18 protein-coding genes and 2 pseudogenes are annotated in these 20,035 nt (G+C 67.8%); 12 read left to right on the top strand and 8 right to left on the bottom strand.

Annotated elements, in window-relative coordinates:
* Positions 1-21 precede the first annotated feature (21 nt).
* From WT26_RS01435 to WT26_RS01425, 4 genes and pseudogenes are all read left to right on the top strand, one after another.
* On the top strand, positions 22-2,601 hold the full coding sequence (locus WT26_RS01435) for an EAL domain-containing protein (RefSeq protein WP_069272012.1): 2,580 nt from the start codon (positions 22-24) through the stop codon (positions 2,599-2,601).
* Positions 2,602-2,693: 92 nt separating this feature from the next.
* The gene (locus WT26_RS01430) at positions 2,694-3,167 is read left to right on the top strand and encodes a universal stress protein (RefSeq protein WP_069272011.1); all 474 of its coding nucleotides are present in this window, start codon (positions 2,694-2,696) and stop codon (positions 3,165-3,167) included.
* A 30-nt stretch (positions 3,168-3,197) separates the two neighbouring features.
* Positions 3,198-3,359, top strand: a pseudogene (locus tag WT26_RS35075) (DUF1488 family protein); the annotation flags it as partial.
* Between the two features lie 88 nt (positions 3,360-3,447).
* Entirely contained in the window at positions 3,448-3,687 is a 240-nt protein-coding gene (locus tag WT26_RS01425; RefSeq protein ID WP_059634138.1) for a hypothetical protein, read from the top strand.
* 31 nt (positions 3,688-3,718) lie between these two features.
* On the opposite strand, the gene WT26_RS01420 is transcribed toward WT26_RS01425, so the two are convergent.
* A complete protein-coding gene (locus WT26_RS01420; RefSeq protein WP_069272010.1) occupies positions 3,719-5,491 on the bottom strand; it encodes a SulP family inorganic anion transporter in 1,773 nt (590 codons plus the stop codon).
* A gap of 162 nt (positions 5,492-5,653) precedes the next feature.
* Positions 5,654-5,926, bottom strand: a complete 273-nt coding sequence (locus WT26_RS01415; protein WP_069272009.1) for a hypothetical protein — start codon at positions 5,924-5,926, stop codon at positions 5,654-5,656.
* 214 nt (positions 5,927-6,140) lie between these two features.
* On the opposite strand from WT26_RS01415, the gene WT26_RS01410 reads away from it, so the two are divergent.
* Positions 6,141-7,130, top strand: a complete 990-nt coding sequence (locus WT26_RS01410) for a zinc-dependent alcohol dehydrogenase family protein (RefSeq protein WP_069272008.1) — start codon at positions 6,141-6,143, stop codon at positions 7,128-7,130.
* 37 nt (positions 7,131-7,167) lie between these two features.
* Here the strand turns inward: WT26_RS01410 and fnr are convergent, their stop codons facing one another.
* Both fnr and WT26_RS01400 read right to left on the bottom strand, forming a co-directional pair.
* Positions 7,168-7,941 carry a fumarate/nitrate reduction transcriptional regulator Fnr gene (gene fnr / locus WT26_RS01405; protein WP_069272007.1) on the bottom strand — a complete coding sequence of 258 codons (774 nt, stop codon included), beginning with the start codon at positions 7,939-7,941 and terminating at the stop codon, positions 7,168-7,170.
* 311 nt (positions 7,942-8,252) lie between these two features.
* Positions 8,253-9,081, bottom strand: a pseudogene (locus WT26_RS01400) (universal stress protein).
* Between the two features lie 400 nt (positions 9,082-9,481).
* Here WT26_RS01400 and WT26_RS01395 point away from each other — a divergent pair.
* The gene (locus WT26_RS01395; protein WP_069269534.1) at positions 9,482-10,438 is read left to right on the top strand and encodes an IS110 family transposase; all 957 of its coding nucleotides are present in this window, start codon (positions 9,482-9,484) and stop codon (positions 10,436-10,438) included.
* A 78-nt stretch (positions 10,439-10,516) separates the two neighbouring features.
* Here WT26_RS01395 and WT26_RS01390 read toward each other — a convergent pair whose 3' ends face one another.
* Positions 10,517-11,008, bottom strand: coding sequence for a universal stress protein (locus WT26_RS01390; RefSeq protein ID WP_069272167.1), 492 nt, complete (start codon positions 11,006-11,008; stop codon positions 10,517-10,519).
* Between the two features lie 139 nt (positions 11,009-11,147).
* Positions 11,148-11,987 (bottom strand): universal stress protein, encoded by an 840-nt coding sequence (locus WT26_RS01385; RefSeq protein ID WP_069272006.1) that lies wholly within the window; start codon positions 11,985-11,987, stop codon positions 11,148-11,150.
* 260 nt (positions 11,988-12,247) lie between these two features.
* Between WT26_RS01385 and WT26_RS01380 the strand changes: the two genes are divergently transcribed.
* The 4 genes from WT26_RS01380 to WT26_RS01365 all read left to right on the top strand — a co-directional run bounded on the left by WT26_RS01380 (position 12,248) and on the right by WT26_RS01365 (position 17,079).
* Positions 12,248-12,994 (top strand): beta-ketoacyl-ACP reductase, encoded by a 747-nt coding sequence (locus WT26_RS01380; RefSeq protein WP_069272005.1) that lies wholly within the window; start codon positions 12,248-12,250, stop codon positions 12,992-12,994.
* On the top strand, positions 12,991-14,820 hold the full coding sequence (locus tag WT26_RS01375) for a PHA/PHB synthase family protein (protein ID WP_231130444.1): 1,830 nt from the start codon (positions 12,991-12,993) through the stop codon (positions 14,818-14,820). Before WT26_RS01380 ends, WT26_RS01375 begins: the two co-directional genes overlap by 4 nt.
* A 100-nt stretch (positions 14,821-14,920) precedes the next feature.
* On the top strand, positions 14,921-15,961 hold the full coding sequence (locus WT26_RS01370; protein ID WP_069272004.1) for a zinc-dependent alcohol dehydrogenase family protein: 1,041 nt from the start codon (positions 14,921-14,923) through the stop codon (positions 15,959-15,961).
* A gap of 443 nt (positions 15,962-16,404) precedes the next feature.
* A complete protein-coding gene (locus WT26_RS01365; protein WP_059778821.1) occupies positions 16,405-17,079 on the top strand; it encodes a dienelactone hydrolase family protein in 675 nt (224 codons plus the stop codon).
* 104 nt (positions 17,080-17,183) lie between these two features.
* Here WT26_RS01365 and WT26_RS01360 read toward each other — a convergent pair whose 3' ends face one another.
* Positions 17,184-17,384, bottom strand: coding sequence for a hypothetical protein (locus WT26_RS01360; protein WP_069269531.1), 201 nt, complete (start codon positions 17,382-17,384; stop codon positions 17,184-17,186).
* 38 nt (positions 17,385-17,422) lie between these two features.
* Positions 17,423-18,898: a glucose-6-phosphate dehydrogenase gene (gene zwf, locus WT26_RS01355; RefSeq protein ID WP_069272003.1), complete on the bottom strand. Its 1,476-nt coding sequence runs from the start codon at positions 18,896-18,898 to the stop codon at positions 17,423-17,425.
* A 350-nt stretch (positions 18,899-19,248) separates the two neighbouring features.
* Here zwf and WT26_RS01350 point away from each other — a divergent pair, with 350 nt between their 5' ends.
* Positions 19,249-19,680: an STM2901 family protein gene (locus tag WT26_RS01350; RefSeq protein ID WP_069269530.1), complete on the top strand. Its 432-nt coding sequence runs from the start codon at positions 19,249-19,251 to the stop codon at positions 19,678-19,680.
* A complete protein-coding gene (locus WT26_RS01345; protein ID WP_059715388.1) occupies positions 19,680-20,033 on the top strand; it encodes a DUF1493 family protein in 354 nt (117 codons plus the stop codon). Before WT26_RS01350 ends, WT26_RS01345 begins: the two co-directional genes overlap by 1 nt.
* Positions 20,034-20,035: the final 2 nt, after the last annotated feature.

Raw genomic sequence — 20,035 nt, 5'->3', positions numbered from 1 at the left:
GGAAACGGAGGGAACCGAGTCGTGAACGATCGACATTCCGATGCGCCGGTGATTCTGATCGTCGACGACGATGCGATGACGCGTCTGCTGGTCGTGGAGACCCTCGAGCCGGAGGGTTTTCGCGTCGAGGAAGCGACCGGGCCGCAGGAGGGCATCGACGCGTTCCTGCGTCATCGTCCCGCCGTGGTGCTGCTCGACGTCGAGATGCCCGGCGGCGACGGCTTCGCCTGCTGCCGCCAGCTGCGCGCGTTGCCGGAAGGTCGCCGCGTGCCGATCGTCATGCTCACGGGCAACGACGACGATACGTCGATCGCCAGCGCCTTCGACGCCGGCGCGACCGATTTCGTCTCCAAGCCGATGCGCTGGAAGCTGCTCGGCTACCGGATCCGCTACCTGCTGCGCGCTGCCGCGACACTCGAACAGCTTGCGACCGCCGAGATCAGCCTGACCCATGCGCAGGCGCTCGCGCATCTGGGCAACTGGGCGTATCAGGCGGGCCGGGCGGACGGCAGTTGGTCGCCGGAGCTGTACCGGATCCTCGGCCTCGACCCCGAACGTACGCCGCCCACCTTCGATCGTCTCCTGCAAGCGGTTCCGCTCGACGAGCAGCCGCTTCTGATCCAGTCGTTCACGAGCCTGCGCACCGAGGGCACCCCGTTTTCGCTCGAGCATCGGCTGATTCACCCGGACGGCACCGAGCGCCACGTGCTGCACCAGGCGGAGGCGGGGCGCGACCTGAACCACGCGATCATCCTGCGCGGCATCGTGCAGGACATCACCGAGCGCAAGCTGCAGCAGGGGCGCATCGAGTATCTCGCCAACCACGATGCGCTGACCGGCCTGCCCAACCGCAACCTGCTGAGCGACCGCATGGAGCAGGCGATGTCGCAGACGCGGCGCACCGGACACCTGGTCGCGGTGATGGTGCTCGACCTCGATCGCTTCAAGCACGTCAACGACACCTTCGGCCATTCGATCGGCGACGGCCTGCTGCGGGCCGTGTCGGCCCGGCTCACGGCGGCCGTGCGCGACGGCGACACGGTCGCGCGGCTCGGCGGCGACGAGTTCGTCGTGATGCTGGTCAACCTGTCGACGGCGGCGGACGCGGATGCGGTCGCCCGCAAGATCCTGAACACCTTCGGCGCGCCGTTCGTGCTCGGCGGACACGACCTGCACGTGACGACGAGCATCGGCGTCAGCGTCTGTCCGACCGACGGCACCGACGCGGAAACGCTGCTGAGGACGGCCGACGCCGCGCTGTATTGCGCGAAGGAATGCGGGCGAAACGGCTACAGCTTCTACACGCGCGAGCTGGGCGCACGCGTGGAAGAGCAGGCCGAACTCGAAAACGCGCTGCACGAGGCCGTCGCGAACGGCGAACTGGAGCTGTACTACCAGCCGAAGGTCGATCTCAAGACCGGCCAGATCAGCGGCGTCGAGGCGCTGATTCGCTGGCGCCGCCCCGGAATCGGCGTGATTCCGCCCGATCGCTTCATTCCGATCGCCGAGGAAACCGGGCTGATTCTGCCGATCGGCGAATGGGTGTTGCGCACGGCCTGTGCGCAGGCGGTCGCCTGGCGTCGCGACGGACATCCGCCGCTACGGATCGCCGTCAACCTGTCGGCACGCCAGTTCCGGCAGCAGAACATGGCCGACGTGGTGCGCGACGCGCTGACGGATACCGGCCTGGAGCCGGCCTGGCTCGAACTCGAGTTGACCGAAAGCGTGCTGATGCAGGACTGCAACGCGATCGCACAGACGCTGCGCGAACTGAAGGCGCTCGGCGTCGTGCTGTCGCTGGACGATTTCGGCACCGGCTATTCCAGCTTGTCGTACCTGAAGGACCTGCCCATCGATGTCGTGAAGATCGACAAGTCGTTCCTCAGCGACGTCACCACGAGCGCGGAAGGCGCGTCGCTGACGCGCTCGATCATCGCGATGGCGGAGTCGCTGCACATGGAGACGGTGGCCGAGGGCGTGGAGACGGAAGCGCAGCTTTCTTTCCTGAACCGGCACCACTGTCACGCGATGCAGGGCTATTACTTCAGCCATCCGGTCACCGGGGCGGAAATTGCCGACATGCTCTCCGCCGGCTCGGCGCTCCCGGAGCATTGCCGGCAGCGCGAACTGCTGCACCGGACGCTGCTGCTGGTCGACGACGACCAGGCCGTGCTGCAAACGCTCAGGCAGGCGCTCGGCCGAGACGGCTACGAGATTCTCGGCACGACCGATCCGGCCGATGCGCTCGACCTGCTCGCACAGCATCGGGTCGGCGTGATCGTGTCGGACTTCCGCATGCCGAACCTCTCCGGGATCGATCTGTTGCAGCGCGTCAGGTCGCTTTATCCGGACATCGTGCGCATCCTGCTGTCCGGCTATGCCGACGCGCAGTCGCTCAGCGACCCGAGCGGCGCGGGATCGGTGCAGAAGATCCTGACCCGGCCGTGGGACGTGGCGCTGCTGCGCAAGCACATCGCCGAGGCGTTCCGGCAATTCGAGCGCGGCGACGCGATGGTGCCGCCGCCGCAGGGCGGGACGGGCGCGCAGGCGGCGCGCACCGGGCGCGACGGTTCGTCGCGGCCAGTCGTCCGGGACGCTTGACGGAAATCAACGTTCGAATCGTGCGGCCGTCGATGATGGTGACAGAACCGGACGCGACGACAGCGCCCGGCCATTCACCCAGCGAGGTTCGCATGTACAAGAAGATCATGGTGGCCGTGGACGGCAGCGCTTCGTCGAAGCACGCGCTCGACGAAGCCCTGAAGATGGCGAAGCTCAGTGGCGCCCGCCTGTTCGCGGTCTACGTCGTCGACACGTCGATCCTGTTCACCTTTGCCGGGCGGGTCGATCCCGACGTGCTGCTCGAGGAGGCCCGGCGCGACGGCGTCGCGGTGCTGCGCGAGGTCGAGCGGACCATCTCGCACGCGGCGGTGAACGGCGACACGGAACTCGTCGAGACGGCGGCCATCGGCGAGGACGTCGCCGAACGCCTGCAGCGCTATGTCGACGAGCATCGCATCGATCTGGCCGTGATCGGCACGCACGGGCGGCGCGGTATCCGGCGCGTGTTTCTCGGCAGCGTCGCGGAGCGCTTCCTGCGCGGCTCGAAGTGCCCGGTGCTGCTGATGCGCAGTGACGACGCGCCGCGTGCCGCCGCAGCGGCGTAGCGCGGAACGGCGAATCTACCCTTTCGGCAACTGGCGGATCACTTCCGCGCGGCGTCGCCGCGCGAACAGGACCTGGCGGACGCATTCGCGCGCCATCGTCCCGTGATCGAGCGGGCGGCGCGCGATATGCTGGAAGCGATCGGCGGACGGCCCGTATTGCTTCACAGCGGGGTTTTCCGGTTTTATGCGTGAACCCGTCGCGCAGCGGGTTCGCGCCGTTGATGCAGGTCGAGCGCGCACCGGTGCGCGGCGCCGATGCAGGGTCGGCGAGGGGGCTGAAATGGCGGTTTCAGGCGAGCTTCACGAAGCGGATTGGTCGGTGGCGATCGAAACGGCCGCCGTCGACGGGGGCGGCTACCAGTGCCGGATCCATGTGACGCACAAGGCGCCCGACGGCACGTGCGAACGCGCGTTCGCGCACAGCCGGATTTTCGCCAGCGAGCGTGAAGCGGCGCTGGAAGGGCTGCGAACCGGCATGACGTGGATCGAAATGAAGAAGTCGGACACGTTCACCCTCTGACGCGAACCGGCCCGCCCGATGTCGTCCGCTGTCAGCGTCGCGCGGGCCGCCTGAGCCTGCGCCGCACCTGCCTGCGGCGCGTGCGCGACACGTGGCCGGCCCGCGAGTCTTCCCGCCGTTGCCGGACATGATGCGCGACGGCGTCGGTCACGGTCGGAAAGAAGTTCGCCTCTCCGAATGTGTCGAACAGCCCGTACGCGCGCAGGCGATCCTTCACCGGCCCCTTCATTTCGGCGAAGCACAGCGCGATCCCGCGCTCTCGGAGTTCGTCGGCCAGCGCCACGAGCCGGTCGGCAGCGCTGACGTCGATATCCGTGACGGGCTCGGCCGCGATGACGATGCGCGACGCCGGCGACGGCGCGTGCCCCAGCGCCGCGTGCAGATGCTCGCAGAAAATCTCGACGTTCGCGTAGAAGAGCGGCGCGTCCCAGCGAAACAGGAGGAGCCCCGGCGTCTGTACGGCGTCCGGATGGCGCGCGATGTCGTGATAGCCGCGTACGCCGGCCAGCCGGCCCAGCACCGCATCGTACGGATGCCAGGCGCGCCACACGAACGACAGCAGCGACAGCGCGCTGGCGAGCAGGATGCCGGGCACGACGCCGATGCCGATCACGCCGGCAAAGCACAGCACCGCAATCAGGCATTCGCCGCGACGCATCCGGTACAGCCGCACGACGCTGCGGACGTCCGCGATGCCGAGTGCCGCATAGACGACGACCGCGGCCAATGCGGCGCGCGGCACCCGCATCGGCAGCGTCGGCGCGACGGCGAGCAGCAGCACGATGCACGCCGCCGCGACGAGGTTCGTGACCTGGCTCTGCGCGCCCGCGGCAATCGCGACGGGCGTGCGGGATGCGCTGCTGCTGACCGCGCAGCCCTGCATCATGCCGGCCAGCAGGTTGGCGGCACCCAGTGCGACCAGTTCCTGGTTGCGGTCCGGCGTTTCGCCCGCGCGCGCGGCGAGCGCGCGCGACAGCATGCTGATGTCGGCGAACGATACCAGCGCGACGGCGACGGCGCCGGACGCGAGCGCCGCGACGTCCGCGAGCGAGGCGGCCGGCAGGTGCGGCACCGGCGCGCCGGCCGGCAGTGTGCCGACCGTCGCGACGCCGTGCAGCGGCGGCAGTTGCGCGGCAAGGGTGGCCGCCAGCACGGCGATCAGCATGGCGGGCCAGCGCGGCGCCACGCGCTTGAGCAGCGCAATGGCCGCGAGCGCGCCCGCGCCGAGCACGCAGGCGTTCACCGAGACCTGATGGTCGAGCAGCCCGCGTGCGATCTGCCGGACGGCGGCGGCCATGTCGCTGGACGCGGCAGGCATGCCGAGCAGTTCCGGCAGCCGGCCGATCGCGAGCGCAATCGCGATACCGTTCAGGTAGCCGTACTGGATCGGACGTGACAGCAGGTCGGTGACGAAGCCGAGGCGGAGCGTACCGAGCAGGATGCAGATCGTGCCGGCCGCCAGCGCCAGCGCGCCGGCCAGCGCGATGGCGCGCTGCGGGTCATGGGCGGCGAGCGGGGCGATCGCGCCGGCGATCAGCGCGGCCAGCGCCGAATCGGGACCGAGGACGAGGATCCGGCTCGGGCCGAGCAGCGCATACGCAAGCAACGCGGCGATCGACGCATGGAGGCCCGTGACGGCGGGCAGGCCGGCCGCCTGTGCATAGCTCATGCCGACGGGCACCAGCACCGCGGTGAGCGCGACGCCCGCGTAGAGGTCGCGCCCGAGCCACGCGCGCCGGTAATCCGCCAGCAGCGCGAGCCCCGGGAGATGCGGGGCAACGCGTTCGAGAAGGTGCCGGTTCATCGCGCGTGCGCCGGCGGAAAGGGCGCGCCGTGCGCCACGTTCGTCGTCGGCGCTATGGGAACGATGCGCATCGTCTCGCCGCGACGCGTGCCGGCGGCAAGGCGCCGACGGCACGCGAAACCGGATCGGCCGTGGCGGCCGGGCGCATGCACGCGGCCGGCATCACGCCGCCTCGCGCATCGCAAGCTGCAGTGCCTGCGCGAAGCGGGCCAGCGTGGCGATCGAGCCCGTCACGCTTTCGTACCGCTCGCGCCCGATCATCGCATCGAGCGTGACGAGCATGCCGGCGTCGCGCGCCAGGGCGACGAGCGCCTGCGTGTCGGGCAGCGCGGGCGACCCTGCGGCAGGCGTTGCAGACGGCGCGGCGCAAGCGGTGACATCCGTCTGGTACGTGGCCCGATAGCCCGATTCGGAACGAAACGTAGCGTGTGACATCGTGCGTCTCCTGGTCGACCTGCGTCGTGTCGGCGTGCGGCATGGTCTGTTGCCGTGTATCCAGTATCGTCGGGGCTCCCGGGGCATTCAATCAGGCGGTCCCGAAGTTGTCGTAGGAATCGCGCGGGCGCGATCAGCGGATTCCTACACGCGACGTGCGGACGAAGCGCGCATGATGGAAGGCGTGCGAACGCGATCGGGCGGGGAGGCCAGGATGCTTGCGATGATGTTTGACGGCGCGACGCCGCATTTGCGCGAGGCGCGCGTGCCGGATCCGCTGCCGGCGCCGGGCCAGCTGCTGATCGACGTGCACGCATGCGGTGTCTGCCGGACCGATCTCCACGTCGTCGACGGCGATCTGCCCGACCCCAGGCTGCCGCTGGTGCCGGGGCACGAGATCGTCGGAACGGTGGCGGCGCTGGGCGACGGCGTGACGGGTTTCACGATTGGCGACCGGGTCGGCGTGCCGTGGCTCGGGCACACCTGCGGCCATTGCGCGTATTGCGCCGCCGGGCGGGAGAATCTGTGCGATGCGCCGGGCTTTACCGGCTATACGATCGACGGCGGCTACGCGGAGCGCACCGTGGCCGACAGCCGCTATTGCGTGCACTTGCCCGAACGCTATTCCGATCTCGAGGCCGCGCCGCTGCTGTGCGCCGGCCTGATCGGATATCGAACCTTGCGCATGGCCGGCGATGCGCGCCGTGTCGGCATCTACGGCTTCGGCGCGGCCGCCCATCTCGTCGCGCAGGTCGCGCATTTCGAGGGGCGGAAGGTGTTTGCGTTGACGAAGCCCGGCGACACCGTCGCCCAGCAGCTCGCGCGCAGGCTCGGCGCGGCATGGGCGGGCGGCAGCGACGAGCCGCCGCCGGAGACGCTCGACGCCGCGCTGATCTTCGCGCCGGTGGGCGCACTGGTGCCGGCCGCGCTTCGCGCGGTCGACAAAGGCGGGATCGTCGTATGCGGCGGCATTCACATGAGCGATATCCCGGGCTTTCCGTACGCGTGGCTGTGGGGCGAGCGCCGCATCGCGTCGGTCGCCAACCTGACGCGAGCGGACGCGGCCGCGTTCATGCGGATCGCCGATGCGATGCCGCTGCGGGTGGAAGCGGTGCGTTATGCGCTGACGGACGCGAATCGCGCGCTCGACGACCTGCGCGCGGGACGCGTGTCGGGCGCCGCGGTGCTCGCCACGCGCGGCTGAGCGGCGCGCGTTTCCCGCAACGCGCGCTCGCAGAGGCTCACACGCTCGCGAGGCCGTCCGAATCGACGATGCGGATCTGCTTGCCTTGCGCGGCGACGAGCCCCTTGCGCTGGAACTTCGACAGCATGCGGCTGACCGTTTCGAGCTTCATCCCGAGATATTCGCCGATCTCGTCGCGCGTCATCCGCAGCACGAATTCGGCGGCCGAGTAGCCGCGCGCCTTGAAGCGCGTGGACAGGTTCAGCAGGAACGCAGCCACGCGCTGCTCGGCGGTCATCGTGCCGAGCAGCAGCATCTGCGCGGATTCGCGCACGATCTCGCCGCTCATCATCTGGTACACGTGATGCTGCATCGGCCGTACGTCGCGGCACATCTGTTCGAGCTGGCCGAACGGAATGATGCAGACGGTGCTGTCCTCGAGCGCGATTGCGTCGCCGTTGTGCCGCCCGGTGTGCACGCCGTCGAGCCCGAGCGATTCGCCGACGATCTGGAAGCCGGTGATCTGCTCGTCTCCATCGCGATGCATCACGATGGTCTTGAACGAACCGGTCCTCACCGCATAGATGCTGTTGAATGCGTCACCCGCGCGAAACAGCGTTTCGCCGCGCCTGACGTGCCGCGTCGTGCAGATCATCGCGTCGACGCGCGCGAATTCCGCGGGCGTCAGCGACTGCGGCATGCACACGGTACGCAGCGCGCAGGTCGAGCAACGGGACGCGGCGCGCTTCGGCTGGTCTTCCCGGGTGACCGGGTACGGCGACGTGACGGGGCGGGACGGGGCGGCCGTCACGGCATCGGCATGGCTCAGCATGATCTGCTCCAGTTCGTTGGGTCTGCGGCGATCGGGACCCGGGTGGGGGCGCGTCGACCGTTTGGCGTGCGGCGTCGGCTGTCCGCCGTCTTCGTGAAACGAAATCCGTGCCGGACGGGTTCCTGGACGCGCACGGCTATCCGGCTTTGATGGGGGGCAGTATGGACGCGCCGGCACCCGAGCGGAATCAGCGTGGATTGAAGATGAGGTAGGCAACGTGGAAGCCGTGTAGGGCGATTCCTACAGGCGTGCGGCGTCATGCCGCAGGGGCGGCCAGCCGGGCGGCCGGGTTCGGCCGCCCCGTGCGCCGGTCAATGCGACATCAGCACCGGCACCGTCATCGTCTCGAGGATCGTGCGCGTGGCGCCGCCCAGCACACGTTCGTGCATCCGCGTGTGGCTGTATGCGCCCATCACGATGAGGTCGGCATGCAGGTCGCTGGCCCGGTTCAGCAGCGTCGCGCCCGAGCCGAGGTCGCCCTCGCGCGGCGTCGTCGAGAACGACGCGCGAACGCCGTGCCGCTCGAGATACGCGGCGACGTCGACGCCCGCGGGCGTCTTGTCCGGATCGGGGCGCTTGCGCGCGACGGTTTCGACGTTGACGAAGCGCGCGCGGGCGAGCAGCGGCAGCGCATCGGCCATCGCGCGGGCGGCTTCGCGCCCGCCGTCCCAGCCGATCAGCACGTTCTCGCCGATCGTCCGCACGTCGCCCGCGTAGGGCACGACGATCGCCGGGCGGCCGCTGCCCATCACGACATCCTCGACGAAATGGCTGGCGATATACGTCATGCGGTCGTGCGGATCGGGCTGGCCGAGCACCAGCAGATCCGCATGCCGCGCATGCAGGATCGCGGTCTCGGTCGCGGGGCCGGCCGGTGCCTGCCATTCGACGCTGCGTCCCGCGCGCTCGGCCGCTGCGAGCAAGCGCGCCTCCGCCTGCTTGCGGCGCGCGTCGCACAGGCGCTCGTACACGGCAAGCTTCAGCGGTTCGTCGGGCCGCCGCAACGGCTCGAACAGGTCCTGGCAGACCACGTAGAGGCCGATCAGATGCGCGTTCCAGCGCGCCGCGAGTTCGAGTGCGAGGCCGACGCGCGCTGCGCTCGCTGTCGTCGAGGTGGACGAGCAGGGTCTTGTAGCTCATGACGGCTCCTAGGGTCTGTTTACATACGGAACACGCATGCGTTGCGACGAGAACGGCCGCTCGCGAGGCGCGCGACGCCGCGAATACTGGACGTATTCGCAAGGAGCGCAACGCGGCGAGCGGCCGTTCTCGTGGCAACCCCAAATTTTAAAAAAACCATTCCACGGGAATGCCCGAAATCGCCCGTATGGCGGCGTCGCTCGTCGCTTGTTTGGCACGGCCAAACGGCGCTCCTTGTATCTTTAAGTCTGCGGTTTCGGACCGGCTCACGTAGCCCGTTCCTCCTCTGGGAAACCAAGCCCGCGAGTGAGCACTGGGCGCGTGAGTCGGACCGTTCTTCCGTAAGCCCGAACGGTTGTCGGAATAAAGTTCGCATAAACAAGGATGGGAGTGGAAGAACATGCCCGAAGCAGTGTTCATCGGTATCGATGTTTCGCGCGACACGCTGGAAATTGGCAGCAGCACGGCGAGTTCGACCTGGCAATACGCCAACAATAGTGACGGCATTGAAGCGATGACGGCCGAACTGGCGAAGCTGGCTCCAGCACTCGTCGTACTCGAAGCCACGGGCGGCTACGAATTCGAGGCGGCGTGTGCCTTGCAGGCTGCGGGACTGTCGGTGGCCGTGGTCAATCCCCGTCAGGCGCGCGACTTTGCTCGTGCCATGGGCACGTTGGCGAAGACGGACAGCCTCGACGCGCGGATGTTGGCCGCGTTTGCCCGCGTGTTGCACCAGCATCCGCAGCGCGAGCGCTTTATCAAGCAGTTGCCCGACGCGCAATTGCAGCGCTTGCAGGCGCTCGTGTTGCGTCGCAGGCAGCTGGTTACGATGCTGACGGCTGAGCGGAGACGCCTGACGTTGGCGCATGCCAGTGCGCGTCCGAGCATCGAGCAAACCATCAAGTTCCTCAAATCGCAGATCGACGATGTCGAACACGACTGCGCCGATCATGTGCGCACCCACCACGCCGAATTGGCCCAGGCGCTGTCCAGCGTCAAAGGCATTGGTCCTGCGACTGTCGCTACGCTGCTGGCCGAATTGCCTGAACTGGGTTCGTTGTGTCGTCGGCGCATCGCCGCACTGGTCGGCGTGGCTCCCCTGAACCGAGATTCGGGCCAAATGCGCGGCCAACGCACGATCTGGGGTGGCCGCGCCGAGGTCCGACGAGCGTTGTACATGGCTACGCTCGTCGCAGTGCGCCACAACACGGTCTTCAAAAGCTTTTATGCGCGCTTGACGGCCCTGGGCAAGCCCAAAAAGGTTGCCCTTGTTGCCGCGATGCGCAAGCTCTTGACCATCCTGAATGCCATGGCCAAATCGGGCTCGCATTGGAATGACTCGCTTCATTTGGCTTGACATGAAAGACGGTTGCTCCCTCCTTGCCCTACGAGCGATTTCGGGCATTCGCATGCGTGTTCCGTATGTAAACAGACCCTAGTCGGTCGACGCCGCCGCGGTTTCGGCGGCAGGCTGCGGCGCGCAGCGCGCCGGAATCATCAGGACCGGGCACGTGGCCAGGCGCAGCACGCGCTCGGCCACGCTGCCGAGGAAGAGGCGCTGGAAGCCGCGCCGGCCGTGCGTGCCCATCACGATCAGGTCGGCTCCGGTTTCCCGCGCGACGACCAGGATGCGGTCCGCGATGTCTTCGCCGGCCGGCTCGACGTTGGCGATCTGCGGCGTGCCGGACACGCCGCGCGCGGCCATCCGTTGCGCGGCGTCGTCGGTGACGCGCAACCCTTCTTCGCGGAAGGCGTCGACGAGGATCGACGGATCGTATCCGTACATGTCGTAGGCCGGCACCAGGAAATCGACGACGTAGACGGGGGTCAGCCGCGCACCCGTTTCCGCCGCGAGCGTCAGCGCGGCGTCGAGTGCATGCGAGGATGTTTCGCTGCCGTCGAGCGCAACCAGAATGTTCGAGTACATGGCGTTTCCCTGGAGAGGCGCGGATGTCTTCATCATCGGCGCACGCGGGGCGCTCGCGCTGATCTGGATCAAACGGCCCGGCCGTTCCCGCCGGGCTGCGAGGCCGATGTGCCGGCCTCGCGCATGGGCTTCGACCCGCTCAGTGCGACATCAGCACCGGCAGCGTCATCGACCCCAGCACCGTGCGCGTGGCGCCGCCCATCACCAGTTCGCGCCAGCGCGAATGGCCGTAGGCCCCCATCACGAGCAGGTCGGAACCCGTTTCGTACGCGCGCGACAGCAGCGTGTCGCCGATCGACGCGCCGGTGCCGGTACCGATGTCGAGCACGTTCACGTCCGATGCGTGCCGCGCGAGCATCAACGCCGCGTCCGCGCCCGGGATGCGCACCCCGGCGTCCGCGTGATTGCCGTTGACGACGGCGGCGACCGTCGTGCGCTTCGCATGCTCGAGAAACGGGAGCGCGTCGTGCGCGGCGCGGGCCGCTTCGCGGCTGCCGTCCCACGCGACGAGCACGCGCTCGCCGAGCGTCGGATACTCGCCCGCATACGGCACGAACAGCACCGGGCGGCCGGCGGACAGCACCAGGTTCTCCGGAAACTGGTCGTCGATGTAGGTGTCCGGATCGTCCGGATCGCCCTGGCCGACGATCACGAGATCCGCATGGCGTGCGTGGCGCGGCACGACGAAGTTGGCGCGCGCATCCGCGCACACCCAGTTGCTCGACACCTTGGCCCGCGCCGTTTCCGCATGGAACAGGCGCTCCAGCGCGGCGTGGCATTGATTGCGCCGTTCCTCGCGTTCGCGGAAATAGTCGGCGGAACCGGCCATCACGTAGAACGAAGTCAGTTCCGGCGTATAGACTGCAAACAGGCCGGTCAGGTGCGCGTCGAAACGCCGCGCCAGCCGCAGCGCGAACTCGAGGCGCGAATGCGCGCGGGCGCTCGTATCGAGGTGCACGACCATGCTCTTGTAGCTCATCGGAATCGCTCCATCGACGGGTGATCCGCCAGTGCAATCCAGTCTACGAAGCAGGGTTTCCGCGCGCTTGACTCAGATCAACGGCGCCCGTGCGGCATCAACGCACAGTGGCGGGGCCGCCGCGCCGGGCGCCGACGGGCGGCATGGACCCTGATCCCGATCAACGGACCGGTTTGAAACGGGGACGATGATGAGCGATGCCAACGTGACGCCGCTCGACGGCTGCCGGACGGGCGGCGATGCGGCACAGGAGAGCGTCTATGCGAGATGAGCGTGTTGCCTTCGTTACCGGCGGAATGGGCGGCCTTGGCGCCGCGATCAGCCGTTGCCTGCACGACGCGGGCATGACGGTGGCGGTGTCGCACACCGAACACAACGACCACGTCGCGACGTGGCTCACGCAGGAACGCGACGCCGGGCGCATCTTTCACGCGTTCGAGGTCGACGTCGCCGATTTCGACTCGTGCCAGCGCTGCGGGAAGCGCGTGATCGATCAACTCGGCGGCGTCGACGTGCTCGTCAACAACGCCGGCATCACGCACGACGCCACCTTCGTGAAGATGACGAAGTCGCAATGGGATGCGGTGCTGCGCACCAACCTCGACAGCATGTTCAACATGACGAAGCCGTTCGTCGGCGGAATGATCGAGCGCGGCTTCGGCCGCATCGTCAACGTCGGCTCGGTGAACGGCTCGCGGGGCGCGTACGGGCAGACCAACTACGCGGCCGCGAAGGCCGGCGTGCACGGGTTCACGAAAGCGCTGGCGCTCGAGCTCGCCAAACACGGCGTGACCGTCAATACCGTATCGCCGGGCTATCTCGCGACGCCGATGGTCGAGTCGGTGCCGAAGGAAGTGCTCGACACGAAGATCCTGCCGCAGATCCCGGTGGGGCGTCTCGGCCGCCCCGACGAGATCGCGGCGCTCGTCGCGTTCCTGTGCTCGGACGAAGGCGCGTTCGCGACCGGCGCCGATTTTGCCGTGAACGGCGGGATGCACATGAAATGAAAGTGATCGCCATGCGCGGCTCCGCCGCACGAGATCCCGCGAGCCACGACGTGGCTCCCGCTGCCGCGGACGCGCGCCCGCAGCCGCGCGCGGACGAACGCAAGCGGCCCGATGCGACGCCCGTCGAGCAGTGGAACCGCGCGGCGCACGCAAGCCTTGCCGCGATGACCTTCGGGCTGTCGCCCGTGTCGCTGGCGCTGGCGATGCTCGATTGGGGCGCGCATCTGGCGGTGTCGCCGGGAAAGTGCCTCGAGCTCGCGACGCAGGCGTGGATCGCGGCCGTGTCGTGGTCGGCCGGGGCGCCCGCCGCGCGCGACGACACGGACGAAGACGGTTACGCGGTGCACACGGGGGAAGCCGACCCGCGTTTCGCCGCGCCCGCCTGGTCGAACTGGCCGTTCCGGTTCTATCGCGACGGCTTTCTCGCGACCCAGCGCTGGTGGCGCGACGCAACGCGCGGCGTGCCGGGCGTCGAACGGCACCACGAGGAACTGGTCGGGTTCGTCGCGCGACAGTGGCTCGACGCGTGCTCGCCGGGCAATTTCCTGGCGACCAACCCGGTCGCGCTCGACGCGACGATGCGCAGCGGCGGCGCGAATCTCGCGGCGGGGCTGCGGCACTGGCTCGAAGACGCGCATGCGCTGGCCGAACGCATGCGCGGCGTGCATGCGCGCAAGGCGCCCGCGTATCTGCCGGGGCGCGACGTGGCGGTTACGCCGGGGCGCGTCGTCTGGCGCAACGCGCTGTGCGAGCTGCTGCAGTACGAACCCATGACGCCGAACGTCGCGCGCGAACCGATCCTGATCGTGCCGTCGTGGATCATGAAGTACTACATCCTCGATCTGCAGCCGCACAACTCGCTGATCCGCTTCCTGGTCGATGCGGGCTACACCGTGTTTGCGGTGTCGTGGCGCAACCCGGGCGCGGAGGCCCGCGACGTCGGGCTCGACGACTACGTGCGAGACGGCTTCCTCGCGACGCTCGACGCGGTGCGCGCACGGTGCGGCGAAGCGGTCCACGCGGTCGGCTATTGCCTGGGCGGCACGCTGCTGGCGATCGGCGCGGCGGCGCTCGCGCGCGACGCACGGCATGACGCGCTGCGCTCGATCACGCTGCTCGCCGCGCTGACGGACTTCAGCGAACCCGGCGAGCTCGGCCTGTTCATCGACGCGAGCGAACTGTCCGCACTCGACGCGCTGATGTGGCGGCAGGGTTACCTGGACGGCGCGCAGATGTCCGCCGCGTTCGAACTGCTGAACGCGCGCGACCTGATCTGGTCGCGGATGATGAGCGAATACCTGCTCGGCAGGCGCACGAAGCCCAACGACCTGATGTCGTGGAATGCGGACACCACGCGCATGCCGTATCGGATGCATTCGGAATACCTGACGCGGCTCTTTCTCGACAACGATCTCGCGGCCGGGCGCTACTGCGTCGACGGGCGGCCGGTCGCGTTGTCCGATCTCGACGTGCCGACGTTCGTGGTCGGCACCGAGCGCGATCACGTGTCGCCGTGGCGTTCCGTCTACAAGCTTCACCTGCTCACGCACCACGCGCTGACCTTCGTGCTGACATCGGGCGGGCACAACGCGGGCATCGTGTCCGAACCCGGCCATGCGGGGCGCCACTATCGATGCGCGACCCGCGAACCCGGCGCGGGTTACCGCAGCCGGCACGATTTCGTGCGCGACACGCCGGCGGTCGACGGATCGTGGTGGACCTGCTGGCGCGACTGGCTGCACGCGCGCTCGTCGGGCGACGTGCCGGCGCGCATGCCCGATGACGGATCGGGGCCGGCGCCGGGCACTTACGTGCTCGAGGCATGAGCAGGCGTTGCCGCTTGATGCGGGTCAAGCAGGCCGGCCCGCGCGTCTCCTACATTGTTGAGCGCAGGGGGCAACGCCCCATCGACGGAGAGAACACGCAATGAAAGCACTCGTCTACCACGGACCCGGGCGCAAGGCGCTCGAGGAGCGGCCCAGGCCGGAACTGCAGTCGCCTACCGACGCGATCGTCCGCGTGACGCGCACGACGATCTGCGGTACCGATCTGCATATTCTCAAGGGCGACGTACCGACCTGCGAACCCGGCCGCATTCTCGGCCATGAGGGCGTCGGCATCGTCGAGCAGGTCGGCGCCGCGGTCGATTCACTGAAGCCGGGCGATCCCGTGCTCATTTCGTGCATCTCGTCGTGCGGGCGCTGCGAGTACTGCCGGCGCGGCCTGTATTCGCACTGCACGACGGGCGGCTGGATCCTCGGCAACCGGATCGACGGGACACAGGCCGAGTACGTGCGCATTCCGCACGCGCAGACGAGCCTCTACCGGATTCCGCCGGGCGCGGACGAGGACGCGCTCGTGATGCTGTCCGACATCCTGCCGACCGGGTTCGAATGCGGCGTGCTGAACGGCAAGGTGCAGCCTGGCTGCTCGGTCGCGATCGTCGGCGCGGGCCCGATCGGGCTGGCGGCGCTGCTGACCGCGCAGTTCTACTCGCCCGCGCGGATCATCATGGTCGACCCGGACAGCAACCGGCTCGAGGTGGCGCGGCGTTTCGGCGCGACCGATTGCATCGACGGCCGCGCCGGCGACCCGGTGGCGGAAGTCATGAAGCTGACCGACGGCGTCGGCGTGGATTGCGCGATCGAGGCGGTCGGCATTCCGGCGACGTTCGAGATGTGCACGTCGCTGGTGGCGCCGGGCGGCGTGGTCGCGAACGTCGGCGTGCACGGGGTCAAGGCCGACCTGCACCTCGAGAAGCTGTGGGATCGCAATATCTCGATCACGACGCGGCTCGTCGACACGGTCAGCACGCCGATGCTGCTGAAGACCGTACGCGCCGGGCGCCTCGATCCGACGCGCCTGATCACGCACCGGTTCTCGCTCGACGACGTCGAGCGCGCATACGACACCTTCGGCCGCGCGGCGCAAACCCATGCGCTGAAGGTCATCATCGAGGTCGCCTGAGCGGCCGGCGGGCGCGCCGCGATTGCGGCGCCGGCCCGCCGTTCGCGTGCGACCTGTTATTCAGGGTCGCCTCGTGCACGGCGAACACGCAGATCGCCGGGAGTTCGAGCCGGGATTGCTTGCGGACCATTCAGTCTCCTGAATGACGGCCCTCTGATGGCCGGGCGGCTGCGCGGTCGATCCGTATCACCAGACGAAAGCGGTCGGCGCGCGCCTGCCTACGTGCGTGCGCGCGCAACGCGCCTGTCCGCGGCTGACCTGGATCAATTTCGCCCCGATTCGCACGACGTACCGTGAAATGTATCGACGGCAGCCGCGGACGAACGATCGCGAAGACCGATGCCGAATGGCGAAGGGGCGCGGGACAGACGCCACGCGTGCGTGAAGCGGCCGCCGGGGGAAGGTCGCGTAGCCGGCGCGGTGCGCGGCAAGCGAGGTGTGACATGCAGGCACGCGAGATCGCGATCCCGATCGACCGGACCCGGCTCGACGGCGTGCTGACGTTGCCGCAGGGCGCGCGCGGCGTCGTCGTGTTCGCGCACGGCAGCGGCAGCAGCCGCCTCAGCCCGCGCAACCGCGCCGTCGCGCAGACGCTGGTGAAGGCCGGACTCGCGACGCTGCTGTTCGATCTGCTCGATCGCGACGAAGAGCAGGTCGACTGCGTCACGGCGCTCTATCGCTTCGACGTCGATCTGCTCGCCCGTCGACTGTGCGCAGCGATTGCGTGGATACGCGCGCTGCCGGAATGCCGGCCGCTGCCGCTCGGCCTGTTCGGCGCGAGCACGGGCGCGGCCGCCGCCCTCGTCGCGGCCGCGCGCGAACCTGCCGTCGGCGCCGTCGTGTCGCGCGGAGGCCGCCCCGACCTGGCCGGCGATGCGCTCGAGCGCGTGGCCGCGCCGACGCTGCTGATCGTCGGTGCGCGAGACGATCAGGTGCTGCGTCTCAACCGGCTGGCGGCCGCGCGGCTGACGTGCGAAACGGTGATCGAAATCGTGCCGGGCGCAACTCACCTGTTCGAGGAGCCCGGTGCGCTCGACGCGGTCGCGCGGCTCGCCGCCGCATGGTTCGTCCGCTGGCTCGGCGGCCATGCAGAGCATCAACAAAAGGGGGGATCGTGATGTATCCGCTGTTTAAACGTTGCGAACGACTGGCGTTCGGCATCGTCACGTAAACGCAGCGAAGACGAACCGCGCATGCGCCCCGGCTCCCAGACGCGGAAACGTCAACGACGACGGTCGATCGTCTCCAGCATCGAGCGTCCGCTTTCCGTCAGATGGGCCCGGCGACTTTCCGATGCGAGCAGCTCCAGCGCGACGAGCTGGCAAATCAGCGAACCGTTGAAGCCGGCGTCGACGCCCGACACGTTGCCGGTGCTGCAGCTCGGCCTGCGGCCGTTCCATGCGGGCGGGGCGTTGTTCGGCAACGTGGCGATCGCCGCGCGGCTGGCCGCCGTCGTTCAGGTCAGGCTTCCTCGGACCACGACATGTTGTTGCGCGCGAGCAGCGCCGACGAAGCCGCAGGCCCGAACGTGCCGGCCGTGTACAGGCGCGGGCGGTCGCCGAGCTGCTTCCAGCCGTCGAGGATCGGTTCGACCCACGACCAGGCGGCTTCGAGCTCGTCGCGCCGCATGAAGTGCGTGAGGCGGCCGCGGATCACGTCGATCAGCAGCCGTTCGTATGCTTCCGCACGACGCTCCGGAATCGCCTGCTGCAGGTCGAGGTTCAGGCTCACGGGCACCATGTTCATCCCGCTGCCCGGTTCCTTCGCGAGCATCTGCAGCTGGATCGACTCTTCCGGCTGCAGCTGGATCACGAGGCGGTTGCTGTAGTGGCGCGGGCCGGTCGGGATGATCGAGAACGGCATGTCCGCGAACTCGATCACGATTTCCGACTGGCGGCGCTGCAGCCGCTTGCCGGTGCGCAGGAAGAACGGCACGTTCGCCCAGCGCCAGTTGTTGATGTGCGCCCGCAGCGCGACGAAGGTTTCCGCGCGGCTGTCGGCCGGCACGTTGTCTTCCTCGAGGTAGCCCTTCACCGGCTGGCCGTCGACCGCACCGGCCGTGTACTGGCCGCGCACCGTGTCGCGCGCGACGTCGGCGACCGCCATCGGCCGCAGCGAGCGCAGCACCTTCAGCTTCTCGTCGCGCACCGCGTCCGGGTCGAGCGACACGGGCGGTTCCATCGCGACGATGCACAGCAGCTGCAGCAGGTGGTTCTGCACCATGTCGCGCAGCGCGCCGGTATGGTCGTAGAAGCCCGCGCGGCTGCCGACGCCCACCGTCTCCGCCACCGTGATCTGCACGCTGCGGATGCTCGGCGCCTGCCACAGCGGCCCGAAGATCGGGTTGCCGAAGCGCAGCACCATCAGGTTCTGCACGGTTTCCTTGCCGAGATAATGGTCGATCCGGTAGATCTGCGATTCCTCGAAGTGCTTGCCGACCGCATCGTTGATCGCCTTCGCGGATGCCAGATCATGACCGAGGGGCTTCTCCAGCACGACCCGCGAGCGGGCGTCGACGAGGTCGGCCGACGAGAGGTTGTCGCAGATCGTCGTGAACAGCTCCGGCGACGTCGACAGGTAGAACACGCGAATCGCGTCGCGGCGGGTTGCTTCCGTGAGGCGCGCGTAGTCGGCCGCATCGTGCACGTCGATCAGCACGTAGCGGAACAGGTCGAGGAAGCGATGCCACGCCTGCGGGTCGAACGCCTTTTCGTCGATGAACGGGCGCGACTGCTCGTCCATGAACTTGCGATAGCCGTCGATGCCCCAGTCGCGGCGGCCGACCGCGATGATGCGCGTCTCGGGCGGAAGGTTGCAGTGCAGGTGCGCCATGTACAGCGCGGGCAACAGCTTGCGGGCGGCCAGGTCGCCGCCGCCGCCGAAGATGATCATGTCGACCGGCCGGTCGGCCGCGGTCTGGGTAGGCTGATTCGTCATGGGAGGTTCGCGTCTGAAACGGTGAGCGTGGAACGAACGTCGAAGGCGCCGGGCGCCGGTACGGCAAAACCCTAATAGTGCACGGTTTTGCCGAATCGCGTGCGCGCTCGCCTTCGGCGCGCGACGCCCTCGACGAGGCAGGTGCTTCCTGGCAGGCACCTCTCAGTTCCCAAGGATGGGTGTCCGCGAAACCGTGGTCGACTCCAGGCTCGACGATTCGCTGCAACCACATCTGTGTGCGAATCGCGCAGAGTTTCCCTGACCGGATCAACGTGCGATCAAAACGACTCCGATTGCAGGGTCGGCTTGCTAACGATACCCTTTCTATTTCATTACATTTATACGATGATATGTCGAATACATATACGTACGGGATACACGAGAACCTCACTCCCGTGGAGTTGTTCTTTTTGATCGCAGTGGATGAAACGATGAATGAGCTAGGAATCAGCGACGCGGTCGGTGTTGCGATGATCCTTGCAGGCTCGCGGTTTCTTTCCACACGAGGTAAATTTGCCGGCGCAGTAAAGGGAACCTCGGCTGCATCGAAGCTCTCTCGCTCGCTGCTGCCCTATGAGATAAAGCATCGAATCTTACCGACATTCACGTCTTGGACCAGTGTGGTCCTGCTGCGAGTGAAAATGACCAATCATATCGGTGTGTTCGTCGGACGGGCCATCCCCGGAGTTGGTTGGATGATTACTGCTGCTGACGTGGCGACCATCGGATATAAAACAGTTTTGGCATACAACCGTTATGTGAAGCCAGAGGACCGTCTCTAATGAGCGACACCTGGTTCCAACTCCAGCAATTTATACGAGAAGTCCGCGCACCGGGGGTGTTCGGCCTTGACGAACAACTGACTCCTGATATGGACCTGTATCACGATCTCGATTGGGAACCACCAAAAATCGTGAACGTTATGCAAATGTGGGCAGAACGTTTTCAAGTAGACCTCGAAGACTTCGACGTTGCCTACTACGTCCCGTCTGCGAACATGCGAAAGCGCGATGTAGTGCTGGCCGTGTTGAAGTCGCCGTTCAGCACGAAGGCGCGGGAGTCCCTGGCTGGGCGCTCGCTTACTCTCGGGATGCTGGAGGAAGCAATGAAGCGGGGATGGTGGAAGCGGGACTAGGG

This window comes from Burkholderia cepacia (genome assembly GCF_001718835.1).
In the GTDB taxonomy this organism is placed as follows: domain Bacteria; phylum Pseudomonadota; class Gammaproteobacteria; order Burkholderiales; family Burkholderiaceae; genus Burkholderia; species Burkholderia cepacia_F.
Note: the sequence above shows the minus strand (reverse complement) of the source record. Positions and strands in the feature narration are given on the sequence as shown.